This window comes from Stenotrophomonas maltophilia group sp. msm1 (genome assembly GCF_032025805.1).
GTDB classification, from domain to species: Bacteria; Pseudomonadota; Gammaproteobacteria; order Xanthomonadales; family Xanthomonadaceae; genus Stenotrophomonas; species Stenotrophomonas hibiscicola.
The window spans coordinates 1,258,946-1,280,751 of record NZ_JAVSKH010000002.1; the positions used below are offsets into that span (position 1 = coordinate 1,258,946).

Here is a 21,806-nt window from a genome sequence, read left to right on the forward strand (position 1 = left end):
GCATGGATTCAATGCGGGGGCGGCTGCGCGCAGGTATCGCCCAGCACGCGCCGAACCGTGTCCTGCAATTGACTCACATGGAACGGTTTGGCAACGAAGGCTGCGCGCCGGTGGCGCTGCGGCACCAGCTGGTCGTAGACCGCAGAGACGAACAGGTAGGGGATGCCGAGTTCTGCCAGGCGATCAGCGACGGGAAAGACCACACCGTCGCGAAGTTCGACATCGAGCACGGCGCCGTCGAATCGCTGGGTGTCCAGCAGCCCGAGAGCGTCGAACACGCTGTAGGCATGCGTCACCTGATCACCGACGTCCTCAAGGGCGTGCTCCATGAGTGTGGCCAGATCGAGTTGGTCTTCCACCAGCAGCAGGTTGCATCTGCGCTGGCTCATTGCGGATTGCATGCGTACATGCCTGTGTTGTCCTGGGAACACGAGTTTCTGCTGTGCTGCATCAAGATCCTGCGTGCGCATTGTCAGTCCGGCGCGAAGCCTTGCGCGCGTGCCAACCTCGTGGAGGAGGCGTGGAGGGCCTTATGGATCTCGTTGACGGCTTCTTGGCATGCGCTGTGGATACTGCCGCCGACCCCTGTATCGGAGTTTCTGTCATGCCTCTATCCGGAAACGAAGCGGCCTCTCCAGGCGTGCTGCGTATCGAGTGCATGCCGCTCGATTGTGGCGGCGCCGCCATTGTCGTGGAACTGGACCGTACGCCTGAACGGACATGGATGAAGTCGCTGAAGCGGGCATTGCAGGCCGACGATGCCCTTGAAGGCGCACAGGCCAAATTTGATGGCCGTTTTGTCTATGTCGTGGGCGTGGACGGGGGTGGGCACCGCGCTCAACACCGCGTGATGCAGGCCGTGATGGCGGCGGACGGCGGGGGCGCTCCGAACACACGCCCCCGGGGCCCCAGGGCGGGCGCGGTCGCATCGAGCGCCCTGGCGACCTGAGGGCGCCCCGGGTCCAGTCCGGGGTGCGGATGTTATCGCTGCATCAGCGCCGCGTGCAACGCCAACCTGCGGCGGCTCACATCGCCCGACAACGCGGTGATTGCGCTCGCTCCACGATGGTCTCCGGAGGCATGTCGCCCCGCACCGGAGATCGAGATGGCAGACCAGAACACCGCCCGAAGCGAGCGCCTGCTGAAGTGGCTGCAGGACGCCTACGCCATGGAACAGGAAGCGGAGACCATGATGAAGGCCATGGCTTCGCGGATCGAGAACTATCCCCAGCTTGCCGCACGCATAAGCCAGCACGTCCAGGAGACGCAGGGGCAGGCTGCCTCACTGCGGCAGTGCATTGAGGCGCTGGGAGGAAGCGTGCCCACCGCGAAGGGATTGTTCGCGAGCATGACCGCCGCCATCCACGCCGCCGGCAACACGCTGATGGAGGACGAGGTGGTCAAGAGCGTGGGCCTTTCATTTGGCTTCGAGAACACCGAGATCGCCACGTACAGGGCGCTGGTGATCGCTGCCGAGCGCGCCGGCGCGCCCGACATTGCGGCGGTGTGCGGCCAGATCCTGCAGGAAGAGGTTGCCATGGCGCGCTGGCTGGAGGACCACCAGGACGGGCTGGTCGGAGCGTTCCTCAACCGTGACGAAACGCCCGGCGCCCAGGCCAAGCGTTGACCCCTAAGCCAGCCCGCACCAGCCACCGGAGAAGCCCTCATGTTCTTTCATCACAAGAAACTGATGTATACCGTGCGCGTCCGCGAATCCAACCCGCAGCTCGCCAGCCTCATGCTTGAACAGTTCGGCGGCCCACAGGGCGAGTTGGCCGCCGCGATGCGCTACTTCACCCAGGGACTTGGCGAATGCGATCCCGGGCGCAAGGACCTGTTGATGGACATCGCCACCGAGGAGATCAGTCATCTGGAGATCATCGGCACCATCATCGCCATGCTCAACCGCGGGCCCAAGGCGATCCAGTCCGAAGGGCTTGCCGAGGCCGAGGACATGCGGCTGCTGGGCCAGAACAGCACCAGCCACACCGAACAGATCCTGTACGGCGGCGGCCCCGCGCTGGTCAATTCCAGCGGGGTGCCGTGGACAGCCGCCTACATCGACTCGATCGGCGACCCCACCGCCGACCTGCGCTCGAACATCGCGGCCGAAGCGCGCGCCAAGCTGGTGTATGAGCGCCTGATCAACGTTACCGACGACCCGGGCATCAAGGATGCGCTGCGCTTCCTGATGACCCGCGAGATCGCGCACATGAAGTCGTTCGAGAAAGCGCTGCACAGCATCCAACCCAACTTCCCACCGGGCAAGCTGCCGGGGGATCCGGCGTTCACCGATCTGTACATGGACATGTCGCAGGGTGACGGCGCCGACGATCTGCAGGGCAGCTGGAACAGCGGCGAGCTCTGGGAGCGGGTCAGCGACCGCGACGCACAGGCCGCTGTGGATGGTGGCGACGGCGGCGGCACGGTGGACCTGGACCCGCGCGAACAAGCGGCGGTGCAGGCCATGACCCTGCGCACGCTCTCCGACCCGGAAGCGCGGCCGGCCACCGGGGCCGAGCTGGGGGCAGGCCCGGGTGCAGGTGCACTGGACCTGCCGCCACGCGAGCCGTGAAAGAAGCCGGGGCGCCCGTTCGCGGCGCTCCGGTTGCAACGCCCCTGAGCCGCGTGGGGCGTACAAAAGTGGGGGGGGGGGGGGGGGGGGGGGGGCGGGCGGGGGCGGGGGGGGGGGGGGGGGGGGGGGGGGGGGGGGGGGCGGCCCGGGGGCCCCCCCCCCCCCCCCCCCCCCCCCCCCCGGGGGGGGGGGGGGGGGGGGGGGGGGGGGGGGGGGGGGGGGGGGGGGGGGGGGGGGGTGTGGCCACGAAGGGATGCAACGGGTTTCAGCGCCGATCAGCGCTGCTGGCCACCGCGGTTGTTGCCGCCGCCGCGTTCCTGCTGTTGCTGCCCGCCGCCCTGGTTGCCGCCCTGGTTGCCACCACCGCGACTGTTCTGGCCGCCTTCGCGGCCGATGTCAGCCATGTGCTGGCGGTCCTGGCTCACTGCTTCGCCGCCCTTGCGGCCGGCTTCGCGTGCTTCTTCCGAGCTGAATTCATGGGCGTTGCCTGACTCGTGCGCGGCACGTCCACCCTTGGCGGCGATCTCGCGCTGCTTGTCCTCGTCCATCGAAGCGAAACCGCGGTTGCTGGTGCCCTGGTTCTGGTTCTGGTTGGCCATGGAAAGTCTCCTTGGGTTCAGCCGCCTCATTGGCGGCAGCGACCATCTTCCAGATCCGGCGCTAGACGGCGGTGGCACGACCGCCAACGTCGCGTCATCCGGAAGGCTCTGATTCCTCATCCGGCCTCCACGAACATCCCTGCACGCGTGCGCACAGTGGCAGACACACGTTCGGTGGCCCAACCGTGCGTCAACGCGATGCGGAAGGTACACGCCACAGTTCGACGCAGCCTCCACACCGGTCTCACCGCGCGTACGATCGGTGTGGCTAAGGTAGAGCGGTCTGCAACAACCGGTGGTGCCATGCCCTTCAGAGCGATTGCCTATGTAAGTGAAGCCTCCCGCAACCTGACGGAACAGCGGCTGCAGCAACTCGTGGCGGAGGCGGTGCAGTTCAACGAGTCCGCCGATGTCACCGGCACATTGCTGTTCGATGGCTCGCGCTTCCTGCAGTACCTGGAAGGCCCGGAGGCAGGGGTCAAGGCGGTGTACACGCGCATTCTGGCTGCAAGCAGCCACAGCGGAATCGTCGAACTGAACCGGGGCAGGGTGGGTCGCCGACAGTTTCCGCGCTGGCGGATGCGCAGCGTGCGGGTGGATGAGCTCGCGCTGGGAAAGATCGCCATTTCCGACTGGACCGGATTCGTGCGCAGCGCGTCGGCGCTGCAGTCGGGCACCAGTGCCCTGGATCGACTAGTGTCGGTTTCGCAATCGCAGACGGAAGCAAGCGCGGGTGGCATCATCGAACCAGACGGGCAGCTGGCACGATGAAGGCCACAGCCGCCCCGGTTGCGTCCGGCCCACCACGCGTCGGTTGTGCGGGATGGTCGCTGCCGCGGGCGGATCAGGAAGCGTTCGGCGCGGGCGACAGCCTACTGCAGCGCTATGCCACACGCCTGTCGATGGTGGAGATCAACTCTTCCTTCTATCGACCGCACCAGCCCAGGACTTACGCGCGATGGGCGGCGAGCGTTCCGGAGGGCTTCCGGTTCGCGGTGAAACTCCCGCGCGAGATCAGCCATGAGCGTCGGCTGCGCGATGCAATGCAGCCGCTCGAACAGTTCCTTGAGGGCGTGCTGGAGCTGGGTGGAAAGCTCGGTCCGTTGCTGCTGCAGCTGCCGCCCAGCCTGGTGTACGACACGGCCACGGCCGAAGCCTTCCTGCGGGGCCTGCGCGCGCGCACGCAGGCCGATGTAGCGTGCGAGCCGCGGCATCCGAGTTGGTTCACGGCGGACGTGGATGCGCTGCTGAGCGCGCATGGTGTTGCACGGGTAGCCGCAGATCCGGCACGTGTGCCGGCGGCAGCGGTTCCCGGCGGTGATCGTGCGTGGAGCTACTGGCGCTGGCACGGCCAGCCGCAGATCTATCGCAGTGCGTACAGCGAACAGGCCCTGGCGGAACTGGCGCAAGGGCTGCGGCGCGAAGCTGATGCGCAACGGCCGGCCTGGTTCGTACTGGACAATACAGCACTGGGCCATGCCACCGGCAACGCACTGCGCCTGCAGGCGCTGCTGCAGGAGAACGCCCATGCCTGAAGGTCCTTCCATCGTACTGCTGCGCGAAGCCACTAGCCATTTCAAAGGGCACGTGGTCCGCACCGTCTCCGGAAACAGCCGCATCGACCTGTCGCCGCTGCAGGGCCGAAGGGTCAAGGCGGTCCGCAGTTGGGGCAAGCACTTCCTGCTGGAATTCAGCCGCCACACACTGCGCATCCATCTGATGATGTTCGGCAGCTGGCGCATCGACGAACGGAAGCCAACCCCGGCGCGTGTATCCCTGCTGTTCGACAATGGCGAGCTGAACTTCTATGCGTGTTCCGTGCGGCTGATCGACGAGCCGTTGGACGACGTCTACGACTGGCGCGCGGACGTGATGAACGATGCCTGGGATCCGAAGCTGGCCCGGCGCAAGCTGAAGGCAATGCCGGAAGTCATGGTCTGCGATGCGCTTCTGGACCAGACGGTCTTTGCCGGCGTGGGCAACATCATCAAGAACGAGGTGCTGTTCCGCATAGGCGTGCACCCCGCCACCCGCTTGGGCGACCTGCCGCCACGCAGGCTTACCGCGCTGATCGAACAGGCGCGCGCCTACAGCTTCGACTTCCTGGAATGGAAGCGGCGCTTCGAGCTGAAGAAGCATTGGCAGGTGCACACGAAGAAGGTCTGTCCCCTGTGCGGTGGCCCAATCAGCAAGCTCTACATGGGGACCACGCGGCGGCGCACGTTCTTCTGCCCCAATGATCAGGTGCTCTACGGGCACTGAGGCCGCCGTCCGTGGCAGCCGGGTTCCAAGGCGCGCCGATCAGGCGGCCTGCGCGGCCTTGGCGTTGCCGCCGCCCTTGGCCAGCAGGGTCAGCTTTTCGTCGGTGGCCTTCTCTTCCTCAAGCGTCTCCAGCAGCAGCGGCAGGGCGTCCTTGTAGCCCAGCTGCTTGGCCAGCGCGGCAATGGTCCCGTAGGACGCAATCTCGTAATGCTCGACCTTCTGCGCGCCGCCGATCAGCGCAGCATCCCGCACCGGGCCCTTGTCTATGCTGTCGATCACTTCCTTGCCTTCCTCCACCAGGCCCTCCATCGCCGCGCACTTGATGCGCTTCAGGCGAATGCCCAGGATCTCGACAACCTGGTCGATGCGTTCGATCTGGCCCTGGGTCTCTTCCAGGTGCGTCTCAAACGCCGTGGCCAGGTCCGGATTCTCGGCCGCACGGGCCAGGCGTGGGAGGGCCTTGGTCAGCTGCTTCTCGGCGCTGTAGATATCCGAGAGTTCGTGGATGAACAGGTCTTCCGCCGTCTTGATAGCCATACTGGGCTCCGCAGTGAGTGGAGCGATCAGCGTAGGGTCTTCCCGGTTGCGATCAGGCAGGTGCCAGGTGAAGGCGGCATGTGAAGGTCCACGCGAACCGTGCGCGTGCCCTTCACGATGCGGGATCCGCCACTCGAATTGGCGCCGGTGCCGCCAGGCCTTCGCCATGGCTTCACAATGGCATCGCCTCGTGCCCATGTACCGGCCGGTACGGTCACTTCACGCCCGACCACGCGTGGAGACTCCCATGAGCGATGACAAGCAGAAGACCGGTCGCCCGGACCGGGATCGCATCAACGTCAACGAAGATTACGAGCTGCAGTACTGGACCACCACGCTGGGCGTGTCCGCCGAGGAACTTCGTGCTGCTGTGGCGGCGGTAGGACCCACCGCCGTTGCTGTCCGCAAGCATCTGGGAAAATAGCGCGGAGTTGCCCATGTCCCTGGTCGAGTACCGCCGCAAGCGCAGTTTTGACAAGACCAAGGAGCCCGAGCCGGGCAAGGCGCTGCCGAAAGGGCAACGCGCCATTTTCGTGGTGCAGCTGCACCATGCCAGCCGGAGGCACTATGACTTCCGCCTTCAGGTAGGGGACGCGCTGAAGAGTTGGGCCGTGCCCAAGGGGCCCAGTTACGACCCGAAGGTCAAGCGCATGGCGGTGGAGGTGGAAGATCATCCTGTCGACTATGCGGCCTTCGAAGGCGAAATCCCCAAAGGCCAGTACGGCGGTGGCCATGTGGCCCAGTTCGACCATGGCGTGTGGGCGACGCAGGGCGACCCGGAAGCGCAGCTCGCCAAGGGCCATCTGCGATTCGAACTGTTCGGCGCCAAACTGAAGGGCGGATGGCATCTGGTCCGCTCCGGGAAGCCGGCGCGCCAGCCGCAGTGGCTGCTGTTCAAGGACGACGACGAATTTGCCAGCGACATCGAGGCAGATGATCTGCTGGCGGATGTCGCTGAAGCGCCCGCGGAGGATCTGAAGCGGGCCGGGGCCGGCAAGAGCGCGAAGAGGCGGCTCACCGCGGTACCCGTCAAGCGCTTCCGACGAACGAACTGGGCGAAGATGGCGCTGGCGCTCAGCAAGGCAAGAAAGGCCGCAGCGCCGTCCGGTCCATTCGAACCGCAGTTGGCCAAGCTGGGAGACGCGCCGCCCCAGGGCGAGCAGTGGGTCCACGAGATCAAGTGGGACGGGTACCGCATCCTCGCCACGGTCGCCAAGGGCAAGGTGCAGCTGTGGTCCCGGAATGCACTGGAATGGACTGGCAAGATCCCCGAGATACGTGACGCGGTGGCGGCGCTGGGCCTGACTTCAGCCGCACTGGACGGTGAGCTCATCGCCGGCGCCGGCACCAAGGAGGACTTCAACCTGCTGCAGGCCACGCTCTCCGGCGAGCGCCAGGGCGTGCTGACGTATGCCCTGTTTGATCTGCTGCATCTTGATGGCGTGGACGTCGCCGATGCGCCGCTCCTGGAGCGCAAGGCCTTGCTGCAGTCCTTGCTGGAAGGGCAGGGCAGCCCGTTGGCGTTCAGTTCCCATGTGCAGGGCGATGGCGACGAGGCCTATCTCCTGGCCGGTGAGCAGCATTTCGAAGGCATCATTTCCAAGCGCGCCGACGGCAGCTACCACAGCGGCCGCAGTGATGACTGGCGCAAGACCAAACAGCTGGCCAGCGACGAGTTTGCGGTGGTGGGCTACACCGCACCCAAAGGCAGCCGTGCCGGCTTCGGCGCGCTGCTGCTGGCCCGTCCAGATGCGGAGCACCGCTGGCTTTACGCCGGCCGGGTGGGGTCCGGGTTCTCGGACGAGCTGATCGGCGACATCAGCAAGCGCATCAAGGGCGGTGGCGGCCGCAAGCCAACCGCGTACGTGCCCACCCAGGACACCGACCTGCGCGCTGCGACCTGGTTCGAGCCGCGATTCGTGGTGGAGGTCTTCTACCGCGGGATCGGCGGGCAGAAGCTGTTGCGCCAGGCGTCGCTGAAGGCGGTGCGCGCGGACAAGGATATCGGCGACCTCGCCGATTCCGATCGCGCTGGAACGGCCCTGGCGGCGGCGCGCACACCGGCACCCCCGCGGCCTGCGCGCAAGACCAGGCTGGCACCGGTGGCGGATCGCGCGCCGCCATCGCTGTCCTCGCCGGGCAAGATCCTGTTCCCCGGCGACGGTTACACCAAGCAGGACGTGTGGGATTACTACACGGCAGTGATGGAGCACCTGCTTCCCGAGGTGATTGACCGCCCGCTCTCGATCATCCGATGCCCCAGTGGCGCCACAAAGCCCTGCTTCTTCCAGAAACACCATACGGCCGGGCTGGAGCTGGTCGACGCAGTAAAGCTCAAGGAAGAAAGCGGGGTGAACGCGCATTACCTGGTGGTGCGTGACCCGGCCAGCCTGCTGGAACTGGTGCAGTTCAACGCATTGGAATTCCACCCGTGGGGCAGCCACGCCGAAACGCCCGACCAGGCCGACCGGGTGGTGTTCGATCTGGATCCAGGACCCGGCGTTCCCTTTGCCGAGGTCAGGAAAGCGGCCACCGACATCCGCAAACTGCTGGCGCAGCTGGAGCTGGAGTCATTCCTGCGTGTATCCGGCGGAAAGGGCCTGCACGTGGTCGTGCCGCTCAACCCGGGATGCGATTGGGACCTGACCAAGCGCTTTGCGAAGGGTTTCGCCGAAGCGCTGGCGCAATCCGAGCCGCAGCGGTTCCTGGCAACAGCCACCAAAAGCCTGCGCAACAAGCGGATCTTCGTTGACTATCTGCGAAACGGGCGCGGAGCAACGGCCGTCGCGTCGTACTCGTTGCGGGCCAGGCCGGGCGCGCCGGTGGCGCTGCCGATTGCATGGAGTGATCTGTCAAAACTCAAGCGCGCCGACGGGTTCACGATCAAGGATGTGCCGGCGAAGCTCAAACGACGCCGCAAGGACCCGTGGGCCGGCATCGGGCAAGTGAAACAGAATCTCGCGCGATGGGCGCAGTCAGACCCGTAGCAAACGGCCAGGGCCTCCATGGCCCGCCGGCCACGGAATCTCTCCGCTGCACAGATGGAGGTGCCCGGTGCGCATCACGCAGTACAGCCGGGCCTCCGGGTCCGCACTGGCAGCAATGTAGTCCAGCGCCTCGGCGAGCATGCGCATGAACTGCTGCTCGGGGTAGAACGCCGCCCATTCCGGCAGCATTTCCTCCAGTTGCGCGATGATCAGGTCGAGCTCCACGTGCGTGCTCACTGCGGTTTCCTCCTTCCGGGCAAGCTGGCAACCGCGCGCACCGCAAGAAGGGTGTTGTGGGCCGCACAGCGGACGCAGGCGTGCCGTCTACGCGATGTTCAGCCACCCCCTGCTCGGCATCGCTACGGCTACGTGTGTGAGGATTTTCTGCACGGTCGCACCACGGCTGTTTCACCCCCGGCGGCGTATCAGGGAAGACTTCCAGCTGACTCTGCAAGGGTGCATTTCATGACCGACCCGTTACTGCGCGCCAGCCTATGGTCCCGTGATAGCGATTCGAACAGCTTTCGCCCACTTGCCGGAACCACGCGGGCGGACGTGCTGGTGGTTGGCGCCGGCATGACCGGCCTGTTGACAGCGGCCCGCCTGGCCGATGCCGGGCTGGATGTGCTGGTGGTCGATGCGGGGCCCATCGGTGGGCGCAACACGGTGATGTCCACCGGCAATCTTTACGCGCCCGTCTCCCGGCTGGCCGATCTGGTCTCCCGTTGGGGCGGTGACACGGCCAGCCGTGTCGTACAGTGGCGGCAGCAGGCGCTGCGGTCCATCGAAACCCTGGTTCATCGCTATGATCTGCGCTGTGGCTTCGAACGCGTGGTCATGCAGTACGGCATGCAGGAACGCACCCGCGAGGTCACTGCGCGATTCGAGCGTGAGCTGCAGGCCTATCAGCGCGTCGGCCTTCAGTGCGAACACCACCAGTCCGGGTTGCCGTTCACCTTGGGCCACGCCTTCCGCGTTGCAGATCAGGCGCAATTGGATCCGGCGGCGTTCTGCATTGAGCTGGCGCGACATCTGGCGGGCCGGGTGCGCATCCACGACTGGACCCGGATCAACAGCATCGAGGCATCCGCCGGCGTTGCGACGGCCGACGGCGCCCGCATCCACGCCAGGCACTTCGTGCTGGCCACCCATTCGCCAGCAGGTTTCAACCTGGTGCAGGCCGAGATGGAGGTCTACCGCGAATACGGCGTGGCGGTACCGGTTGCCACGCCGCCCGCGGCAGGCATTCATTGGATTGCCGATCGGCACCGATCGCTGCGCGGGGTGCGCGGTACTGATGGCCGTGACTGGCTGGTGCTGGTCGGCGAGACCCACCGCACCGGCGAAACGCCGCCGATGGATCCAGCCCAGCATCTGGTCGCCGACGCGCATCGCAATTTCACCGTGCAGGGAGAGCCGCTGTGCTGGTCCGCGCAGCAGTTCCGTGCAGCCGACCAGCTGCCCTACATCGGCAGCAGCGCGCACGATAATGTGTGGGTCGCTACCGGCTATGGGCCGGACGGTTTGACCTGGGCAGGCGTGGCCGCGCGCGCGATCACCGAGGGAATCCTCGGCACGGCCAGCGAGATCGAGCAGCTGCTCAGCCCCATGCGTTTCACCCCGGTGCGCTCGGCCTCTGGTTGGGCCCGCACCAACGCCACGGTGGCGCGGCACATGGTGGGAGATCGCCTTGCCACGGCGTCCTCGCGCTCGCCCAGTGAGCTGGCCCGTGGTTGCGGCGCACTGCTGGACGTGGATGGGAAGCGCAGTGCGGTCTACCGCGACGAGGGTGGGCGCCTGCACACGATGTCGGCGCTCTGCCCGCACCTGAAGTGCGTTGTCCAATGGAATGGCCATGAGCGCACATGGGACTGCCCTTGCCACGGCAGCCGCTTTTCGGCCACCGGAGCGCTGCTGGAAGGCCCTGCCAGGCAGGGCCTCACGCCAGAACAGTGATAGGTGCAGGTAGCCGCCGGAGCCGCGACCTCAGGCTTCGGCGGCCGCGTCCGCATCGCAGGGCATGCAGCGCTCCTTCTTGGACTTGATGTCTGCAGCGGTCTTGGCCAGTGCCTCGTAACGCTGGCGTATCTCTTCAAGATGGGCCGGCTCCATCGACTCCAGGTTCAACAACTCCTGGTTGGCGTCCTTGCTCACGCGGATCAGTTCGTCCAGCTTGATGTGCAGCGCGGCGGTATCGGCGTTCTGCGTATGCTGGATCAGGAACACCATCAGGAAGGTCACGATGGTGGTTCCTGTGTTCACCACCAGCTGCCACGTGTCATTGAAGTGGAAGGCCGGCCCGCTGGCAGCCCAGGCGATGATCACCCCCAGCGCTGCGACGAATGCCCCCAGGCTGCCGGACAATCGCGCCGTCGCGGCCGCGACACGGGCGAAACCGCGCCGGATCACTGGTCACCTCCCGCGGCCTCCTCATCCGTGTGCCGGTCTGGCAGTTTGACCCGCTCCCCGAGGCGCTTGTCCTGCTCTTCCGGCGTTGGCGCAGCGACGAAGGGGGAGATCGGGTCACTGGCGGGGAAGGTTTCCTGCAGCGCCTCGTCATGATTGCGGCGGTTGTGCAGCCTCGCCTGCAGCGGACTGACTGGATCGGGGCGCTGTGCCTCCTGGTCCGGATGGGGAAGGTCTTTCTGGTCGCGTTGCATGGTGCATCTCCAGGTTGATCACCACCCCTCAGGTGGCGGGCCCAGCATAGGAATGCGTTGTGAGCGGCCCCATCAAGAGTGGGGCAACGTGATGTCAAACCTTCAGGCAACACGCGTTAACAATCAGGGTGGAGGAGCCCGGCGTCGGCCGCGGCGGCGCCACGCCATCACCTGGCCCACCACCGCCGTCAACAGCAGCATCGCATTGGTCACCACGAATACCACGCTGCCCAGCATCGCGCTGTACACCGTGAACAGCGCAGAAGCGGTCATCTGGCCCGCGAACAGCCACCTGGACACGGCTTCCGGGTGGGACGACTGCCACTGCTTCACCATCTGCCGGATCAGGGTTGCCATCAGCACCGCCGTGGCGGCCCAGCCAAGTACGTCGGGATGCATGAGGGCCTCCGATGTGTGGGCACCCCACGCTAGCCCCTGGCTGGGCAACGCCGTACGAAGGGGAGGTGAAGACAACATCCCGCCTCCGGCGCCCTCGCGCCATTCACTCCACAGCGGCGACAATGGCCGCTCGGGCGCACCATGCGCGATCCGCCCACCGAATGCAGGAATGCTGAGATGTCCAACACCCCCTTTGGCGAATCGTCATGTGCTGCCGCAGCCAGCGGCTGCATCGAGGTGCGCGGTGCGCGCGAGCACAACCTGAAGAATGTCGATGTCTCCATTCCACGCAATGCACTGGTGGTGTTCTCCGGCGTGTCGGGGTCCGGCAAGTCCTCGCTGGCCTTCGGCACGGTCTTCGCCGAGGCGCAGCGGCGCTACTTCGAATCCGTCGCGCCCTACGCGCGTCGCCTGATCGATCAGGCCGGCGTGCCCGACGTGGATGCCATTGACGGGCTGCCACCGGCGGTCGCCCTGCAGCAGCAACGCGGTGCCAGCAATGCGCGCTCATCGGTGGGCAGCGTGACGACGTTGTCCAGCCTGGTGCGCATGATGTACTCGCGGGCAGGGGCCTACCCGGCCCACCAGCCCATGCTGTACGCCGAAGACTTCTCGCCCAACACCCCACAGGGTGCCTGCAGCACCTGCCACGGCCTGGGGCACGTCTACGAGGTGACCGAAGCACTGATGGTGCCGGACCCATCGCTGAGCATCCGCGAGCGCGCCATCGCCTCCTGGCCACCGGCATGGCATGGCCAGAACCTGCGCGACATTCTGGTCACGCTGGGCTACGACATCGATGTGCCGTGGAAGAAGCTGCCGAAGAAGGACCGCGACTGGATCCTGTTCACTGAGGAAACCCCGACCGTGCCGGTCTATGCCGGCTTCACGCCCGCCGAGACCCGCGCCGCGCTCAAGCGCAAGCTGGAGCCCAGCTACATGGGCACGTACACCGGCGCACGCCGCTACGTGCTGCACACCTTTGCCAACACCCAGAGCGCGCTGATGCGCAAGCGTGTGTCGCGCTACATGGAAGGCAGGCTGTGCCCCGCCTGCAACGGAAAGCGCCTGAAACCGGAAGCGCTCTCGGTCACCTTCGCCGGCGTGGACATCGGTGAGTTCCTGCGGCTGCCGATGGACCAGCTGGCGGCGTTGCTCGAGCCCATCGCGCAGGGCGACTTCAGTGCACACAGCCACGGCGCGCGTACCAGCAGGCGTGCAACGCCCCGCGATCGCGCCAAGCGGGCAGCAAGTGGCCGCGCGACCCACGAAGGCGCCCCCGACGTGCGCCTGACCTCAGCCTTGTCTGAGGAAAAGCGCCTGGCGGCACAACGCCTGGCGGGTGGGGTCATGGCGCGGGTGGGGCAACTGCGCGCGCTCGGCCTGGGCTATCTCTCGCTGGATCGCGCCACGCCCACGCTGTCGGCCGGCGAGCTGCAGCGCCTGCGGTTGGCCACCCAGCTCAGCTCGTTGCTGTTCGGCGTGCTGTACGTACTCGACGAACCCTCGGCCGGCCTGCATCCGGCCGACAGCCAGGCGCTGTACGACGCGCTGGAACGGCTGCGCGACGGCGGTAACTCGGTGTTTGTCGTTGAACATGATCTGGAGCTGATGCGCCGCGCGCAGTGGCTGGTGGATGTGGGCCCGCAGGCAGGAGAGCATGGCGGACGCGTTCTCTACAGTGGCCAGCCGGATGGCCTGCGCAACGTTCAGGATTCGCGCACGGCGCAGTACCTGTTCGACCAGGTGCCTGCGCCAGCCAGCCGGCAGCGCAGTGCCAACTGCTGGCTGGCGCTGAAAGGCATCCATCGCCACAACCTGCACGGTGTGGACGCGCAGGTACCGCTGGGGCTGCTGACCGCAGTGACCGGCATTTCCGGATCGGGCAAGTCCAGCCTGATGGCGCAGGCGCTGCCTGAGCTGATGCTGCTGCACCTGGGGCACGAGACGGTAGACGACAGCGCCGACAGCGCGCCCACGGATGGACCCACCGTGATCGAAGCCACTCGGGGCCAGCTTGCCGGCGATGTGGATGCCATCCAGCGCGTGGTGCAGGTAGACCAGAAGCCCATCGGCCGCACGCCACGCTCCAACCTGGCTACCTACACGGGCTTGTTCGACCACGTGCGGAAGCTGTTCGCCGCGACACCCGACGCGCGCCGCCGCCGATTCAACGCGGGCCGCTTTTCGTTCAACGTGGCCAAGGGCCGATGCGAAACCTGCGAAGGCGAGGGCTTCGTCAGCGTCGAACTGCTGTTCATGCCCAGCGTCTATGCACCATGCCCCACCTGCCACGGCGCCCGCTACAACGAAGCCACGCTGAGGGTGCAGTGGAACGGCCGCAACATTGCCGAGGTCCTGCAGATGACGGTGGACCAGGCCCATGCGTTCTTCGCCGAAGAAGAGGCCATCGCCCGCCCGCTGCAGCTGCTGCAGGAGATCGGCCTGGGCTACCTGCGGCTGGGCCAGCCAGCCACCGAACTTTCAGGCGGCGAGGCGCAACGCATCAAGTTGGCCACAGAGCTGCAGCGCAGCCAGCGCGGGCGCACGCTGTACGTGCTGGACGAACCCACCACCGGGCTGCATGCAGCAGACGCGGACAGGCTGCTGGTGCAGCTTCACCGGCTGGTGGACGCAGCCAACACGGTAGTGATGATCGAGCACGACATGCGTTCTGTCGCACAGGCCGACTGGGTGATCGACGTCGGCCCGGGCGCAGGCGGCGCGGGCGGCACCATCGTGGCGGCTGGGACGCCGCATCAGGTGGCCCACGCCAAGGGCAGCAGGACGGCACCGTTCCTTGCGCGCGAGCTGGCTCCACTGTAGAGCCGAGCCATGCTCGGCTATCGATCTCCAGCGCCGGAAGTCCAGCATGCAGGCCGCGCCTTTCAACAGAAAGCGGGCTCCGGCGCATCGCCGGAACCCCTGGCGGCTCACTTTTCCTGCAGGAACGTCAGCAGGTCCTGGTTGACCTTGTCCTTGTGGGTGTCGGTCAGGCCGTGCGGCGCACCCGGGTAGACAATCAGCTTTGCGCCCTTGATGAGCTTCGCCGATTGGCGGCCTGAGATATCGATCGGCACGATCTGGTCGTCGTCACCGTGGATGACCAGGGTGGGCACATCGAATTTCTTCAGGTCTGCGCGGAAATCGGTGGCCGAGAACGCAGCGATCGAGTCGTAGGTGTTCTTGTGGCCGCCCTGCATGCCCTGTGCCCACCACGCATCGATCAGCCCCTGCGACACCTTCGCGCCCGGGCGGTTGAAGCCATAGAACGGGCCCGACGGAAGGTCCTTGTACAGCTGCGCGCGGTTATCCATCTGTGCCTTGCGGATGCCATCGAACACTTCGATCGGCAGGCCGTTCGGGTTGTCGGCGGTCTTCAGCATGAACGGCGGCACCGAGCTGATCAGCACGGCCTTCTTCACCCGCCCGGTGCCATGCCGGCCGATGTAGCGCGCCACTTCGCCGCCACCGGTGGAGAAGCCCACCAGGGTCACATTGTGCAGGTCCAGCGTATTGATCACCGTGGCCAGGTCATCGGCGTAGTGATCCATGTCGTTGCCGTCCCACGGCTGGCTGGAACGGCCGTGGCCGCGACGGTCATGGGCAATGACGCGGTAGCCGTGGTTGGCCAGGAAGATCATCTGCGATTCCCAGCTGTCCGAGTTCAACGGCCAGCCGTGGCTGAAGGTCACGACCGGACCGTTCTTCGGGCCCCAGTCCTTGTAGTACAGCTGCACGCCATCGGCGGTGGTGATGTAGCTGGCGGTGCGCGCGATGCTGGTGACTGCCGCCGGCGTGGCCGGTTCGGCGGCCTGCGCGGACAGGCCGGCCTGGACCGAGAGGGCGAGGGTGGCAACGGCCAGAGTACGGGCGAAGGTGTTCATGCGGGAACTCTCATGGGTGGGTGGTGAGACGTACTTTGCGCCCGCGATCAGGCGCCCGGGTGATGAACTGTCCTGATTTCTTGATAGATCGTCTTGCGCGGATGTGCGCGTACGAATCGATCGCGATCGCGTGTTGACAGGGTAGAACGCTCGTTCTACTTTGCGGCCATGAGCAAGCTCACCACCGACACCCAACAGAAGATCCTGGCCACGGCCGAGGCGCTGATCTACCAGAACGGGATCCACGCCACCGGCATGGACCTGCTGGTGAGGACCTCGGGCGTGGCGCGGAAGAGCATCTACCGCCACTTCGAGAACAAGGACGACGTGGCCGCCGCCGCGTTGAAGGCGCGCGACGTGCGCTGGTTGGCCTGGTTCCGGAACGAATGCGATAAAGCGGACACCCCGGAAGCGCGCATCCTCGGAATGTTCACCGCGCTCAAGAGCTGGTTCCAGTCCGAGGGCTATCGCGGGTGTGCGTTCATCAATACCGCGGGAGAGGTCGGCGACCCGGCTGATCCGATCCGGCAGATCGCGCGTGATCACAAGCAGAAGCTGCTCGATTACACGCAGGAACTTACCGAACAACTGGATGTGGAGCAGCCGGCGGATCTTGCCCGTCAGCTGCTGATCCTGATGGAAGGCGCCATCACCCTGTCGCGCGTGATGGGTGATTTCGACGCCGCAGATACCGCGAAGGATGTCGCGAAGCTGTTATTGGAACAGGCCAAGCGTTAGCGCCTGGGTACCCCAGACCCGTTGAAGCAACCCGTATATCCATTTCGATTGGAGGTTTCCCCGTGTCCGCTGAACAACCCCGTCCGCCGCTTCCTCCGTTCACCCTTGAATCGGCCACGCAGAAAGTGCGTCTTGCCGAGGATGGCTGGAACTCCCGCGATGCCGACAAGGTCTCGCTTGCCTATTCGCTCGACACCCAGTGGCGTAACCGTGCCGAATTCACCAACGGCCGGGAGGAAGCCCGGCAGTTCCTGGCACGCAAATGGAACAAGGAGCTCGAGTACCGCCTGATCAAGGAGCTCTGGGCCTTTACCGAAAACCGCATTGCGGTCCGCTACGCGTACGAATGGCACGACGACTCCGGCAACTGGTTCCGTTCCTATGGCAACGAAAACTGGGAATTCGGAGAGGATGGCCTGATGCAGCGCCGCTTCTCGTGTATCAACGACATGCCGATCAAGGAGAGCGACCGCAAGTTCCATTGGCCGCTGGGGCGTCGCCCGGATGATCACCCGGGGTTGTCGGAGCTGGGTATGTGATTGCCGCTGAGGCGCCATCCGAAGCACGCTCAGGTACGATGGGGCGGCCGGCATCTGCGCCGGCCGGGGCAGGGGATGCAATGGAGATGCAGGCAGGGGGCGGATTCGATCCGCCGGCAAAGACCGATTCGCAGGAACTGACATTCCACTGGCTCTACCAGCGGGTGCAGGGGCTGGTTGAGCACAGCATCTACCCGAAAGCGGGCAGGGTGGAGACGTGGGCGTTCCGGGTGGGCGCACTGGCGGCCGCCATCGGCATTCTCGGTAGCCAGCTGCCTGATCGATGGCTTCCGCTTACGGCTGCACTGGTTTTGGTCAGGGTCTGCCTGGCGGTGGAAATCGGAGGTTTTGTCATCGGCGGGTTTCTCGCAGCCCGCCGCGGACTCCGGCAGTTCGTACAGCCACGGCTGTCGCACGCGCAGGAAATGGATGGCGAATTTACACAGTGGCAAGCGGTGATCGCCGAGCTTCGGAAGTTCCCCAGAGTCGAGCGTGAGCGCCGCCTCAAGTATGTCAGCCACTTGCGATCCAGCATGATCGAGCGCATGGGATTAATGTACGGAGGGCTGCAGCGCCTTGGGCCATTCCCACTCTTGATTGCCCTCTATCTGCAGTTCCGCCAATGGAGATGGGGTGACTGGAGCAGCGCCTTTGATGTTGGCGCGCTGGGTGCTTTCATCATCTACGCCCTCGTACTGCTATACCTCACAGGATGGCTATTGATCGGGCTGCGTTCGCGCCTGGATACCTACGTCGCCCTGCTTGAAGGCTCCATCCACGAACCCGAACCCTCGCAACCAACGTCCCTATAGAGCCGAGCCACGCTCGGCTACTGCGGGCGACATCGCGCCCCATCAGGTACCTCAGCAGCAACAACCCGCAGCGCCCGCTCCATCAGGACAGGCTCAGGCACTCCGGCCAGCGCCTGCTGCAGAACGCCCAAAGGTTCCATCTGCCATTGAAGAAGGGCCCGCAACTGCACAACGGCCGGCGCCCGCTGCCGGGCATCCAGTGATACCCGCAACAGCAGATAATTCGGGCGCCTCTCCAGCCACAGCACCGGAACGTCGCGGCAATAGATCTGCAAAGCGGCGCCCTCACGCTGATCGACGAATTGATAGCCCTGTCGTGACCGAGCTTCCACGAACTGCATCGCTTTGCGGCGCAGTTGCAGGAAGCGATCGTCGTGGATGTTCTGGAACCCGATAGGCGAAGGCACGGGCGGGGCAAGCCACTGCGTTGGCGACGCGACTAGCTCCACCAGGCACAGCGCCGTGGCCGCCCATCGGCACCCTGCCACTCACCCTTCCGGATGGAGGCGCGTACTGGCGTGTGCGGCGAGGCCGAGTCCGGCCATGATCAGGCCCTCCATCACCCGTGGACCGACGTACTGTTCCAGTTCGCCGTTCTCGCGGGCACGCTGCGCGGCCAGCAGGATCTCCAGCACCACGCGTAGCCCAGCCAGCGAGCAATCGGTATCCGCCAGCGCGATGCATCGGCCGGGCATCTGATGGCGTTCAGGCCAGGGCTGGCCATCCGAGGCGGCGCCAGAGCCGATGCTGTGCAGCAGGGCGATGAGCGTGTTCGGGTCCAACGCAGGGCCATTCGCGGACGCGTCGTGGATCGGGTGCGGGGCAGGGGAGTGGGGCGGGTTCATGACTGGCTCCTTGCGTGCATGCAGAAGCCGCCACCGATAAAGGTGGCGGACGGTGCGGGGCTCGAAATCCGGTGTGCAATCTTCCCGGCGGGCACAAGGCCCCCACGCACCGCCCGCCATAGCCGGCCGACGGATTGCCAGCCGGCACCACAGAAGGTGGTGCCGGCTGGCAAGCGCATACTTCTCTTGCACAACCGAGGATTTCGAGGTCTCGGCCACCCGTTTTCGGTGGCATGAACAGGAATACCCCTGGCTGTGCACGATGCCAACGCAGTAGGGCTGATGCCGACACCACTTTCAACATTTTCAGAATCGTTGCATGCAGCGCAATGAGGCTGGGGCCTTGCGCCGCAAGGCTGTTGTCGATGTCGTGGGTGCACGCCTGGCGGGTGTCGGCATTCGCCCGGCGGGGTCGTGAGCGAGGCAGATGCGACAGGACTGCCAAAGGTCGCCAGGCTCGCGTTCAGTGACCAGTTGCTGCGCCACCAGTCGTTCGACTTGCGGGCAGCGAGCCGGCTGCGTCGTTTCCTCGTTCACCCGCGCTCGATCCCGGCGCGGGCGCTGGGCGACTGGGTTGCCGCGAATGCCTGATCATCCATGTGACGGCTGGAACGCAAGTGTTGATGGTGTGCCAATAGGTAATGGCGCCTGATCGTGACGCATCACATTAACAGCCTTCAATCCCGTCGAGGGGCGAAGCCTGTGGAGCCATCGAAGTCTCACGGGTACTTACATCTTAGGCGCTCGACCTCCCGAGGGTCGCGCTATTCGGTGAGCCGCGGGTCGTGGCAGACTAGCCGCCATGAAAAGCGATCAAGCTGCCATGCCCGGACGGACACGAGTGGTTGATTCAGTGTTCGAATTCGAACTGCAAGGCCGAACGCTCTACGTGGACGCGGAGCACGTATCCCAATGCGTAGAGCTGTGGCGAACTGGGCGGTACACGCAACTCGGCATTTCGGATCGTGAGAACCCTGGCCTCAAGAGCATCGATTTCATTGAGGCCTTCTTTCCTGTAGCCGATCTCCACTTGATGCTGTTTGACAGAGTCGATTTGTCTGTCCTGCGCGGGAACGCGGAGTGGCTGGAGCACTTCTTCACCAACGCTGGGCCAAACGCCATCGACGACATTAGGCCCTTCACCAAGCTCGAATCGCTGGGGCAACCGTGGACCAGAGAATTTCGCGTCGACGCAGGCCTTGACCGTTTGAAGGGCTTGGCACTGGGCGGGTTCAGATCAGCATCAGGTGACGTCTCGGAGTTGTCCGTCCTGCCCGCACTGGAGAAGCTCTCGCTCTATTCCAATCGGCTGCAGAGTCTGAAAGGGCTCGAGACGATGCGGGGCCTACGCGAACTCTCCGTCAGTTACGCGCCGAAGCTCGAATGCATCGATCCGATCGGTGACCTTAAGGAACTTCGTGACCTGCGTTTCGAACACTGCAATATCGTCCGCGGTTTTGCGGATCTGGTGAGGGGTGAGCACCTGCTCAACCTGACGTACATGAAATGCTCGCCTCTCGATCACGTGCGGTTCGTCGGTCGCTTGTGTTCTTTGCAGAGCTTTGTTTTCCTGGAAACGGACGTGCTCGATGGCGACATGACTTCCCTTGTGGATCATCCGACGCTGGCGCACGTAGCATTCACAAGGAAGAAGCACTTTACGCTCAGCGAACGCCAGGTCCTTGAACGTCTTGGTGATCGGGAAGGTGGGGTTAGGGCCCGGATAGCCAAGCTGAATCTCAAGAAGGCCACAGCGGAAGCCGCAGCGCAAGCTGCAGTAGGAGCGCAGTAGTTCCGCCGCACAGTGGGCGGCCTGTGCTCGTTACGCAAGCTTGTTGTGCGGGGATGGCACGTAGGACGCAAGCGTCTGCCGTAACTCACTGTAGATTGAGATATCGAGGCGACGTCGTATCGGATCGTTTGGCGCAATTCGCCAAATCCTCCCTGGAAAGCGAGACATCGCTCGACAATCTCAAATAGTGCGAGGATTCGGGATGTTCATCGGGGGTGCCGCGGGTGCCCATTTCCAGCGCATGCAGGACAATTTAGGGGAGCTGCACTGCGCCCAACATCACCTATCCAGCTTCCACCACGCAACCAGCGCTGCAAATGCCGGCGACGGCTGCCGACGGTTCGGGTAGTAAAGGTGATAGCCGGGGAAGGGGACGCACCACCTGTCCAGCACTGCCACCAACCTGCCTTGCGCGATGTGCTCGGCCACCAGCGGTTCCGGTGCGTATGCCAAGCCCAAGCCATCCAGTGCGGCATTGATGACGTGGGTCATGCTGTTGAAGACCAACGGCCCGTCGCCGCGCACGGTGAATTCCTTGCCCCTCTCTTCGAACTCCCACGCATAGATGGCACCGTTTGGGCGATGTCGGATGTGGATGCAGCGATGGTGCGTAATGTCGGCGGGCTTCTTCGGTTTCGGATACTTCTCGAAGTAGTCGGGTGAGCCCACCACGACCAGACGCCAATCAGGGCCAACCCTGACAGCAATCATGTCCTTGCTCAGTGCCTCTCCGAGCCGGATGCCCGCATCGAAGCGCTGCTCCACCACATTGGTGAAGCCGTAATCCACGTAGAACTCAAGCGTAATGTCCGGGTACTCGTCCAGGAATCCGGCAAGCCGCGGACGGATGATGGTCTCCATGGAATCATCCGTGCAGGAGATTCGTAGCGTTCCAGCTGGGCGGTCGCGCAGGTCACCCAGCGCCTCCACGCTGGCACCGATGGCCTCGAAGTGGGGTGCGATGGAGCGCATCAGGCGCTCGCCCGCTTCAGTGGGAGAGACATTGCGCGTGGTCCGCGCGAGCAGGCGAATTCCCAGGCGCTCTTCCAGTAGGCGCATCGAATGGCTCAGCGCAGAGGGCGTAACCCCGAGGCGAACGGCGGCCTTGGTGAAGCTCTGCTCCTGCGCCACTACCAGGAACGCTTGCAGATCATGGGTCTTCACGGTGCTCATG

The 21,806-nt window shown here is 65.0% G+C and carries 26 protein-coding genes; 15 read left to right on the forward strand and 11 right to left on the reverse strand.

All coding sequences use genetic code 11. From position 1 onward, the window contains the following. Positions 1-8: 8 nt before the first annotated feature. Positions 9-401: a response regulator gene (locus ROV95_RS13440; protein ID WP_111098446.1), complete on the reverse strand. Its 393-nt coding sequence runs from the start codon at positions 399-401 to the stop codon at positions 9-11. A 131-nt stretch (positions 402-532) separates the two neighbouring features. Between ROV95_RS13440 and ROV95_RS13445 the strand changes: the two genes are divergently transcribed. The 3 genes from ROV95_RS13445 to ROV95_RS13455 all read left to right on the forward strand — a co-directional run bounded on the left by ROV95_RS13445 (position 533) and on the right by ROV95_RS13455 (position 2,575). Further along, positions 533-949, forward strand: a complete 417-nt coding sequence (locus ROV95_RS13445) for a hypothetical protein (protein WP_312544827.1) — start codon at positions 533-535, stop codon at positions 947-949. Positions 950-1,105: 156 nt separating this feature from the next. Continuing rightward, entirely contained in the window at positions 1,106-1,627 is a 522-nt protein-coding gene (locus ROV95_RS13450) for a ferritin-like domain-containing protein (RefSeq protein ID WP_111098445.1), read from the forward strand. A gap of 39 nt (positions 1,628-1,666) precedes the next feature. Next, positions 1,667-2,575, forward strand: a complete 909-nt coding sequence (locus ROV95_RS13455) for a manganese catalase family protein (RefSeq protein ID WP_019659716.1) — start codon at positions 1,667-1,669, stop codon at positions 2,573-2,575. A 275-nt stretch (positions 2,576-2,850) separates the two neighbouring features. Here ROV95_RS13455 and ROV95_RS13460 read toward each other — a convergent pair whose 3' ends face one another. Next, positions 2,851-3,174, reverse strand: coding sequence for a KGG domain-containing protein (locus ROV95_RS13460; RefSeq protein ID WP_058982980.1), 324 nt, complete (start codon positions 3,172-3,174; stop codon positions 2,851-2,853). A gap of 303 nt (positions 3,175-3,477) precedes the next feature. Here ROV95_RS13460 and ROV95_RS13465 point away from each other — a divergent pair, with 303 nt between their 5' ends. The 3 genes from ROV95_RS13465 to ROV95_RS13475 are packed head-to-tail and all read left to right on the forward strand — an operon-like array spanning position 3,478 to position 5,436. Beyond that, complete coding sequence (locus ROV95_RS13465) at positions 3,478-3,945, forward strand: BLUF domain-containing protein (RefSeq protein WP_134734838.1); 468 nt, start codon at positions 3,478-3,480, stop codon at positions 3,943-3,945. Beyond that, on the forward strand, positions 3,942-4,709 hold the full coding sequence (locus ROV95_RS13470) for a DUF72 domain-containing protein (RefSeq protein WP_134734839.1): 768 nt from the start codon (positions 3,942-3,944) through the stop codon (positions 4,707-4,709). Before ROV95_RS13465 ends, ROV95_RS13470 begins: the two co-directional genes overlap by 4 nt. Next, positions 4,702-5,436 (forward strand): DNA-formamidopyrimidine glycosylase family protein, encoded by a 735-nt coding sequence (locus ROV95_RS13475; RefSeq protein WP_134734840.1) that lies wholly within the window; start codon positions 4,702-4,704, stop codon positions 5,434-5,436. Before ROV95_RS13470 ends, ROV95_RS13475 begins: the two co-directional genes overlap by 8 nt. 39 nt (positions 5,437-5,475) lie before the next feature. Here ROV95_RS13475 and ROV95_RS13480 read toward each other — a convergent pair whose 3' ends face one another. Then, positions 5,476-5,973 (reverse strand): DUF892 family protein, encoded by a 498-nt coding sequence (locus ROV95_RS13480; protein ID WP_019659711.1) that lies wholly within the window; start codon positions 5,971-5,973, stop codon positions 5,476-5,478. A gap of 247 nt (positions 5,974-6,220) precedes the next feature. Between ROV95_RS13480 and ROV95_RS13485 the strand changes: the two genes are divergently transcribed. Both ROV95_RS13485 and ligD read left to right on the forward strand, forming a co-directional pair. Further along, entirely contained in the window at positions 6,221-6,397 is a 177-nt protein-coding gene (locus tag ROV95_RS13485) for a DUF3606 domain-containing protein (protein WP_080398873.1), read from the forward strand. 13 nt (positions 6,398-6,410) lie between these two features. Continuing rightward, entirely contained in the window at positions 6,411-8,960 is a 2,550-nt protein-coding gene (gene ligD, locus ROV95_RS13490) for a DNA ligase D (protein WP_312544834.1), read from the forward strand. Here the strand turns inward: ligD and ROV95_RS13495 are convergent. Next, positions 8,949-9,197 (reverse strand): hypothetical protein, encoded by a 249-nt coding sequence (locus ROV95_RS13495; RefSeq protein ID WP_312544835.1) that lies wholly within the window; start codon positions 9,195-9,197, stop codon positions 8,949-8,951. The genes ligD and ROV95_RS13495 overlap by 12 nt on opposite strands. Before the next feature lie 228 nt (positions 9,198-9,425). On the opposite strand from ROV95_RS13495, the gene ROV95_RS13500 reads away from it, so the two are divergent. Beyond that, positions 9,426-10,916 (forward strand): FAD-dependent oxidoreductase, encoded by a 1,491-nt coding sequence (locus ROV95_RS13500; protein ID WP_312545140.1) that lies wholly within the window; start codon positions 9,426-9,428, stop codon positions 10,914-10,916. A 30-nt stretch (positions 10,917-10,946) separates the two neighbouring features. Here the strand turns inward: ROV95_RS13500 and ROV95_RS13505 are convergent, their stop codons facing one another. The 3 genes from ROV95_RS13505 to ROV95_RS13515 form a co-directional block, all read right to left on the reverse strand. Continuing rightward, a complete protein-coding gene (locus ROV95_RS13505; protein WP_134729265.1) occupies positions 10,947-11,369 on the reverse strand; it encodes a low affinity iron permease family protein in 423 nt (140 codons plus the stop codon). Then, on the reverse strand, positions 11,366-11,620 hold the full coding sequence (locus ROV95_RS13510) for a hypothetical protein (protein WP_019659705.1): 255 nt from the start codon (positions 11,618-11,620) through the stop codon (positions 11,366-11,368). The genes ROV95_RS13505 and ROV95_RS13510 overlap by 4 nt, the downstream gene beginning before the upstream one ends. Before the next feature lie 123 nt (positions 11,621-11,743). Then, positions 11,744-12,019 (reverse strand): hypothetical protein, encoded by a 276-nt coding sequence (locus ROV95_RS13515; RefSeq protein WP_312544837.1) that lies wholly within the window; start codon positions 12,017-12,019, stop codon positions 11,744-11,746. 177 nt (positions 12,020-12,196) lie between these two features. Between ROV95_RS13515 and ROV95_RS13520 the strand changes: the two genes are divergently transcribed. Further along, positions 12,197-14,845, forward strand: a complete 2,649-nt coding sequence (locus ROV95_RS13520; protein ID WP_312544839.1) for an excinuclease ABC subunit UvrA — start codon at positions 12,197-12,199, stop codon at positions 14,843-14,845. Positions 14,846-14,952: 107 nt separating this feature from the next. Here the strand turns inward: ROV95_RS13520 and ROV95_RS13525 are convergent, their stop codons facing one another. Beyond that, positions 14,953-15,906 carry an alpha/beta hydrolase gene (locus tag ROV95_RS13525; protein ID WP_312544841.1) on the reverse strand — a complete coding sequence of 318 codons (954 nt, stop codon included), beginning with the start codon at positions 15,904-15,906 and terminating at the stop codon, positions 14,953-14,955. A 168-nt stretch (positions 15,907-16,074) separates the two neighbouring features. On the opposite strand from ROV95_RS13525, the gene ROV95_RS13530 reads away from it, so the two are divergent. From ROV95_RS13530 to ROV95_RS13540, 3 genes are all read left to right on the forward strand, one after another. Further along, positions 16,075-16,644, forward strand: a complete 570-nt coding sequence (locus tag ROV95_RS13530; RefSeq protein WP_312544842.1) for a TetR family transcriptional regulator — start codon at positions 16,075-16,077, stop codon at positions 16,642-16,644. Positions 16,645-16,706: 62 nt separating this feature from the next. After that, on the forward strand, positions 16,707-17,183 hold the full coding sequence (locus tag ROV95_RS13535) for a nuclear transport factor 2 family protein (RefSeq protein WP_021202431.1): 477 nt from the start codon (positions 16,707-16,709) through the stop codon (positions 17,181-17,183). A gap of 80 nt (positions 17,184-17,263) precedes the next feature. After that, a complete protein-coding gene (locus ROV95_RS13540; RefSeq protein WP_312544844.1) occupies positions 17,264-17,995 on the forward strand; it encodes a hypothetical protein in 732 nt (243 codons plus the stop codon). 17 nt (positions 17,996-18,012) lie between these two features. Here ROV95_RS13540 and ROV95_RS13545 read toward each other — a convergent pair whose 3' ends face one another. Continuing rightward, a complete protein-coding gene (locus tag ROV95_RS13545) occupies positions 18,013-18,402 on the reverse strand; it encodes a hypothetical protein (protein WP_312544846.1) in 390 nt (129 codons plus the stop codon). Positions 18,403-18,483: 81 nt separating this feature from the next. Then, on the reverse strand, positions 18,484-18,840 hold the full coding sequence (locus ROV95_RS13550) for a hypothetical protein (RefSeq protein WP_312544848.1): 357 nt from the start codon (positions 18,838-18,840) through the stop codon (positions 18,484-18,486). Between the two features lie 414 nt (positions 18,841-19,254). Between ROV95_RS13550 and ROV95_RS13555 the strand changes: the two genes are divergently transcribed. Together ROV95_RS13555 and ROV95_RS13560 are read left to right on the forward strand one after the other, a co-directional pair. Next, positions 19,255-19,431, forward strand: coding sequence for a hypothetical protein (locus ROV95_RS13555; protein ID WP_312544850.1), 177 nt, complete (start codon positions 19,255-19,257; stop codon positions 19,429-19,431). A 211-nt stretch (positions 19,432-19,642) separates the two neighbouring features. Next, entirely contained in the window at positions 19,643-20,632 is a 990-nt protein-coding gene (locus ROV95_RS13560) for a leucine-rich repeat domain-containing protein (protein ID WP_312544852.1), read from the forward strand. A gap of 279 nt (positions 20,633-20,911) precedes the next feature. Here the strand turns inward: ROV95_RS13560 and ROV95_RS13565 are convergent, their stop codons facing one another. Then, positions 20,912-21,805, reverse strand: coding sequence for a LysR family transcriptional regulator (locus ROV95_RS13565; protein WP_312544854.1), 894 nt, complete (start codon positions 21,803-21,805; stop codon positions 20,912-20,914). Position 21,806 lies beyond the last annotated feature (1 nt).

What these genes read in the sequence shown, in the direction of transcription:
- ROV95_RS13515 (WP_312544837.1), bottom strand. Translation starts at nt 12,019, where the DNA reads ATGCATCCCGACGTACTTGGCTGGGCCGCCACGGCGGTGCTGATGGCA.
- ROV95_RS13550 (WP_312544848.1), bottom strand. Translation starts at nt 18,840, where the DNA reads ATGAACCCGCCCCACTCCCCTGCCCCGCACCCGATCCACGACGCGTCC.
- ROV95_RS13450 (WP_111098445.1), top strand. Translation starts at nt 1,106, where the DNA reads ATGGCAGACCAGAACACCGCCCGAAGCGAGCGCCTGCTGAAGTGGCTG.
- ROV95_RS13540 (WP_312544844.1), top strand. Translation starts at nt 17,264, where the DNA reads ATGGAGATGCAGGCAGGGGGCGGATTCGATCCGCCGGCAAAGACCGAT.
- ROV95_RS13445 (WP_312544827.1), top strand. Translation starts at nt 533, where the DNA reads ATGGATCTCGTTGACGGCTTCTTGGCATGCGCTGTGGATACTGCCGCC.
- ligD (WP_312544834.1), top strand. Translation starts at nt 6,411, where the DNA reads ATGTCCCTGGTCGAGTACCGCCGCAAGCGCAGTTTTGACAAGACCAAG.
- ROV95_RS13520 (WP_312544839.1), top strand. Translation starts at nt 12,197, where the DNA reads ATGTCCAACACCCCCTTTGGCGAATCGTCATGTGCTGCCGCAGCCAGC.
- ROV95_RS13565 (WP_312544854.1), bottom strand. Translation starts at nt 21,805, where the DNA reads ATGAGCACCGTGAAGACCCATGATCTGCAAGCGTTCCTGGTAGTGGCG.
- ROV95_RS13485 (WP_080398873.1), top strand. Translation starts at nt 6,221, where the DNA reads ATGAGCGATGACAAGCAGAAGACCGGTCGCCCGGACCGGGATCGCATC.
- ROV95_RS13440 (WP_111098446.1), bottom strand. Translation starts at nt 401, where the DNA reads ATGCAATCCGCAATGAGCCAGCGCAGATGCAACCTGCTGCTGGTGGAA.
- ROV95_RS13465 (WP_134734838.1), top strand. Translation starts at nt 3,478, where the DNA reads ATGCCCTTCAGAGCGATTGCCTATGTAAGTGAAGCCTCCCGCAACCTG.
- ROV95_RS13525 (WP_312544841.1), bottom strand. Translation starts at nt 15,906, where the DNA reads ATGAACACCTTCGCCCGTACTCTGGCCGTTGCCACCCTCGCCCTCTCG.
- ROV95_RS13470 (WP_134734839.1), top strand. Translation starts at nt 3,942, where the DNA reads ATGAAGGCCACAGCCGCCCCGGTTGCGTCCGGCCCACCACGCGTCGGT.
- ROV95_RS13510 (WP_019659705.1), bottom strand. Translation starts at nt 11,620, where the DNA reads ATGCAACGCGACCAGAAAGACCTTCCCCATCCGGACCAGGAGGCACAG.
- ROV95_RS13480 (WP_019659711.1), bottom strand. Translation starts at nt 5,973, where the DNA reads ATGGCTATCAAGACGGCGGAAGACCTGTTCATCCACGAACTCTCGGAT.
- ROV95_RS13530 (WP_312544842.1), top strand. Translation starts at nt 16,075, where the DNA reads ATGAGCAAGCTCACCACCGACACCCAACAGAAGATCCTGGCCACGGCC.
- ROV95_RS13460 (WP_058982980.1), bottom strand. Translation starts at nt 3,174, where the DNA reads ATGGCCAACCAGAACCAGAACCAGGGCACCAGCAACCGCGGTTTCGCT.
- ROV95_RS13500 (WP_312545140.1), top strand. Translation starts at nt 9,426, where the DNA reads ATGACCGACCCGTTACTGCGCGCCAGCCTATGGTCCCGTGATAGCGAT.
- ROV95_RS13455 (WP_019659716.1), top strand. Translation starts at nt 1,667, where the DNA reads ATGTTCTTTCATCACAAGAAACTGATGTATACCGTGCGCGTCCGCGAA.
- ROV95_RS13475 (WP_134734840.1), top strand. Translation starts at nt 4,702, where the DNA reads ATGCCTGAAGGTCCTTCCATCGTACTGCTGCGCGAAGCCACTAGCCAT.
- ROV95_RS13560 (WP_312544852.1), top strand. Translation starts at nt 19,643, where the DNA reads ATGAAAAGCGATCAAGCTGCCATGCCCGGACGGACACGAGTGGTTGAT.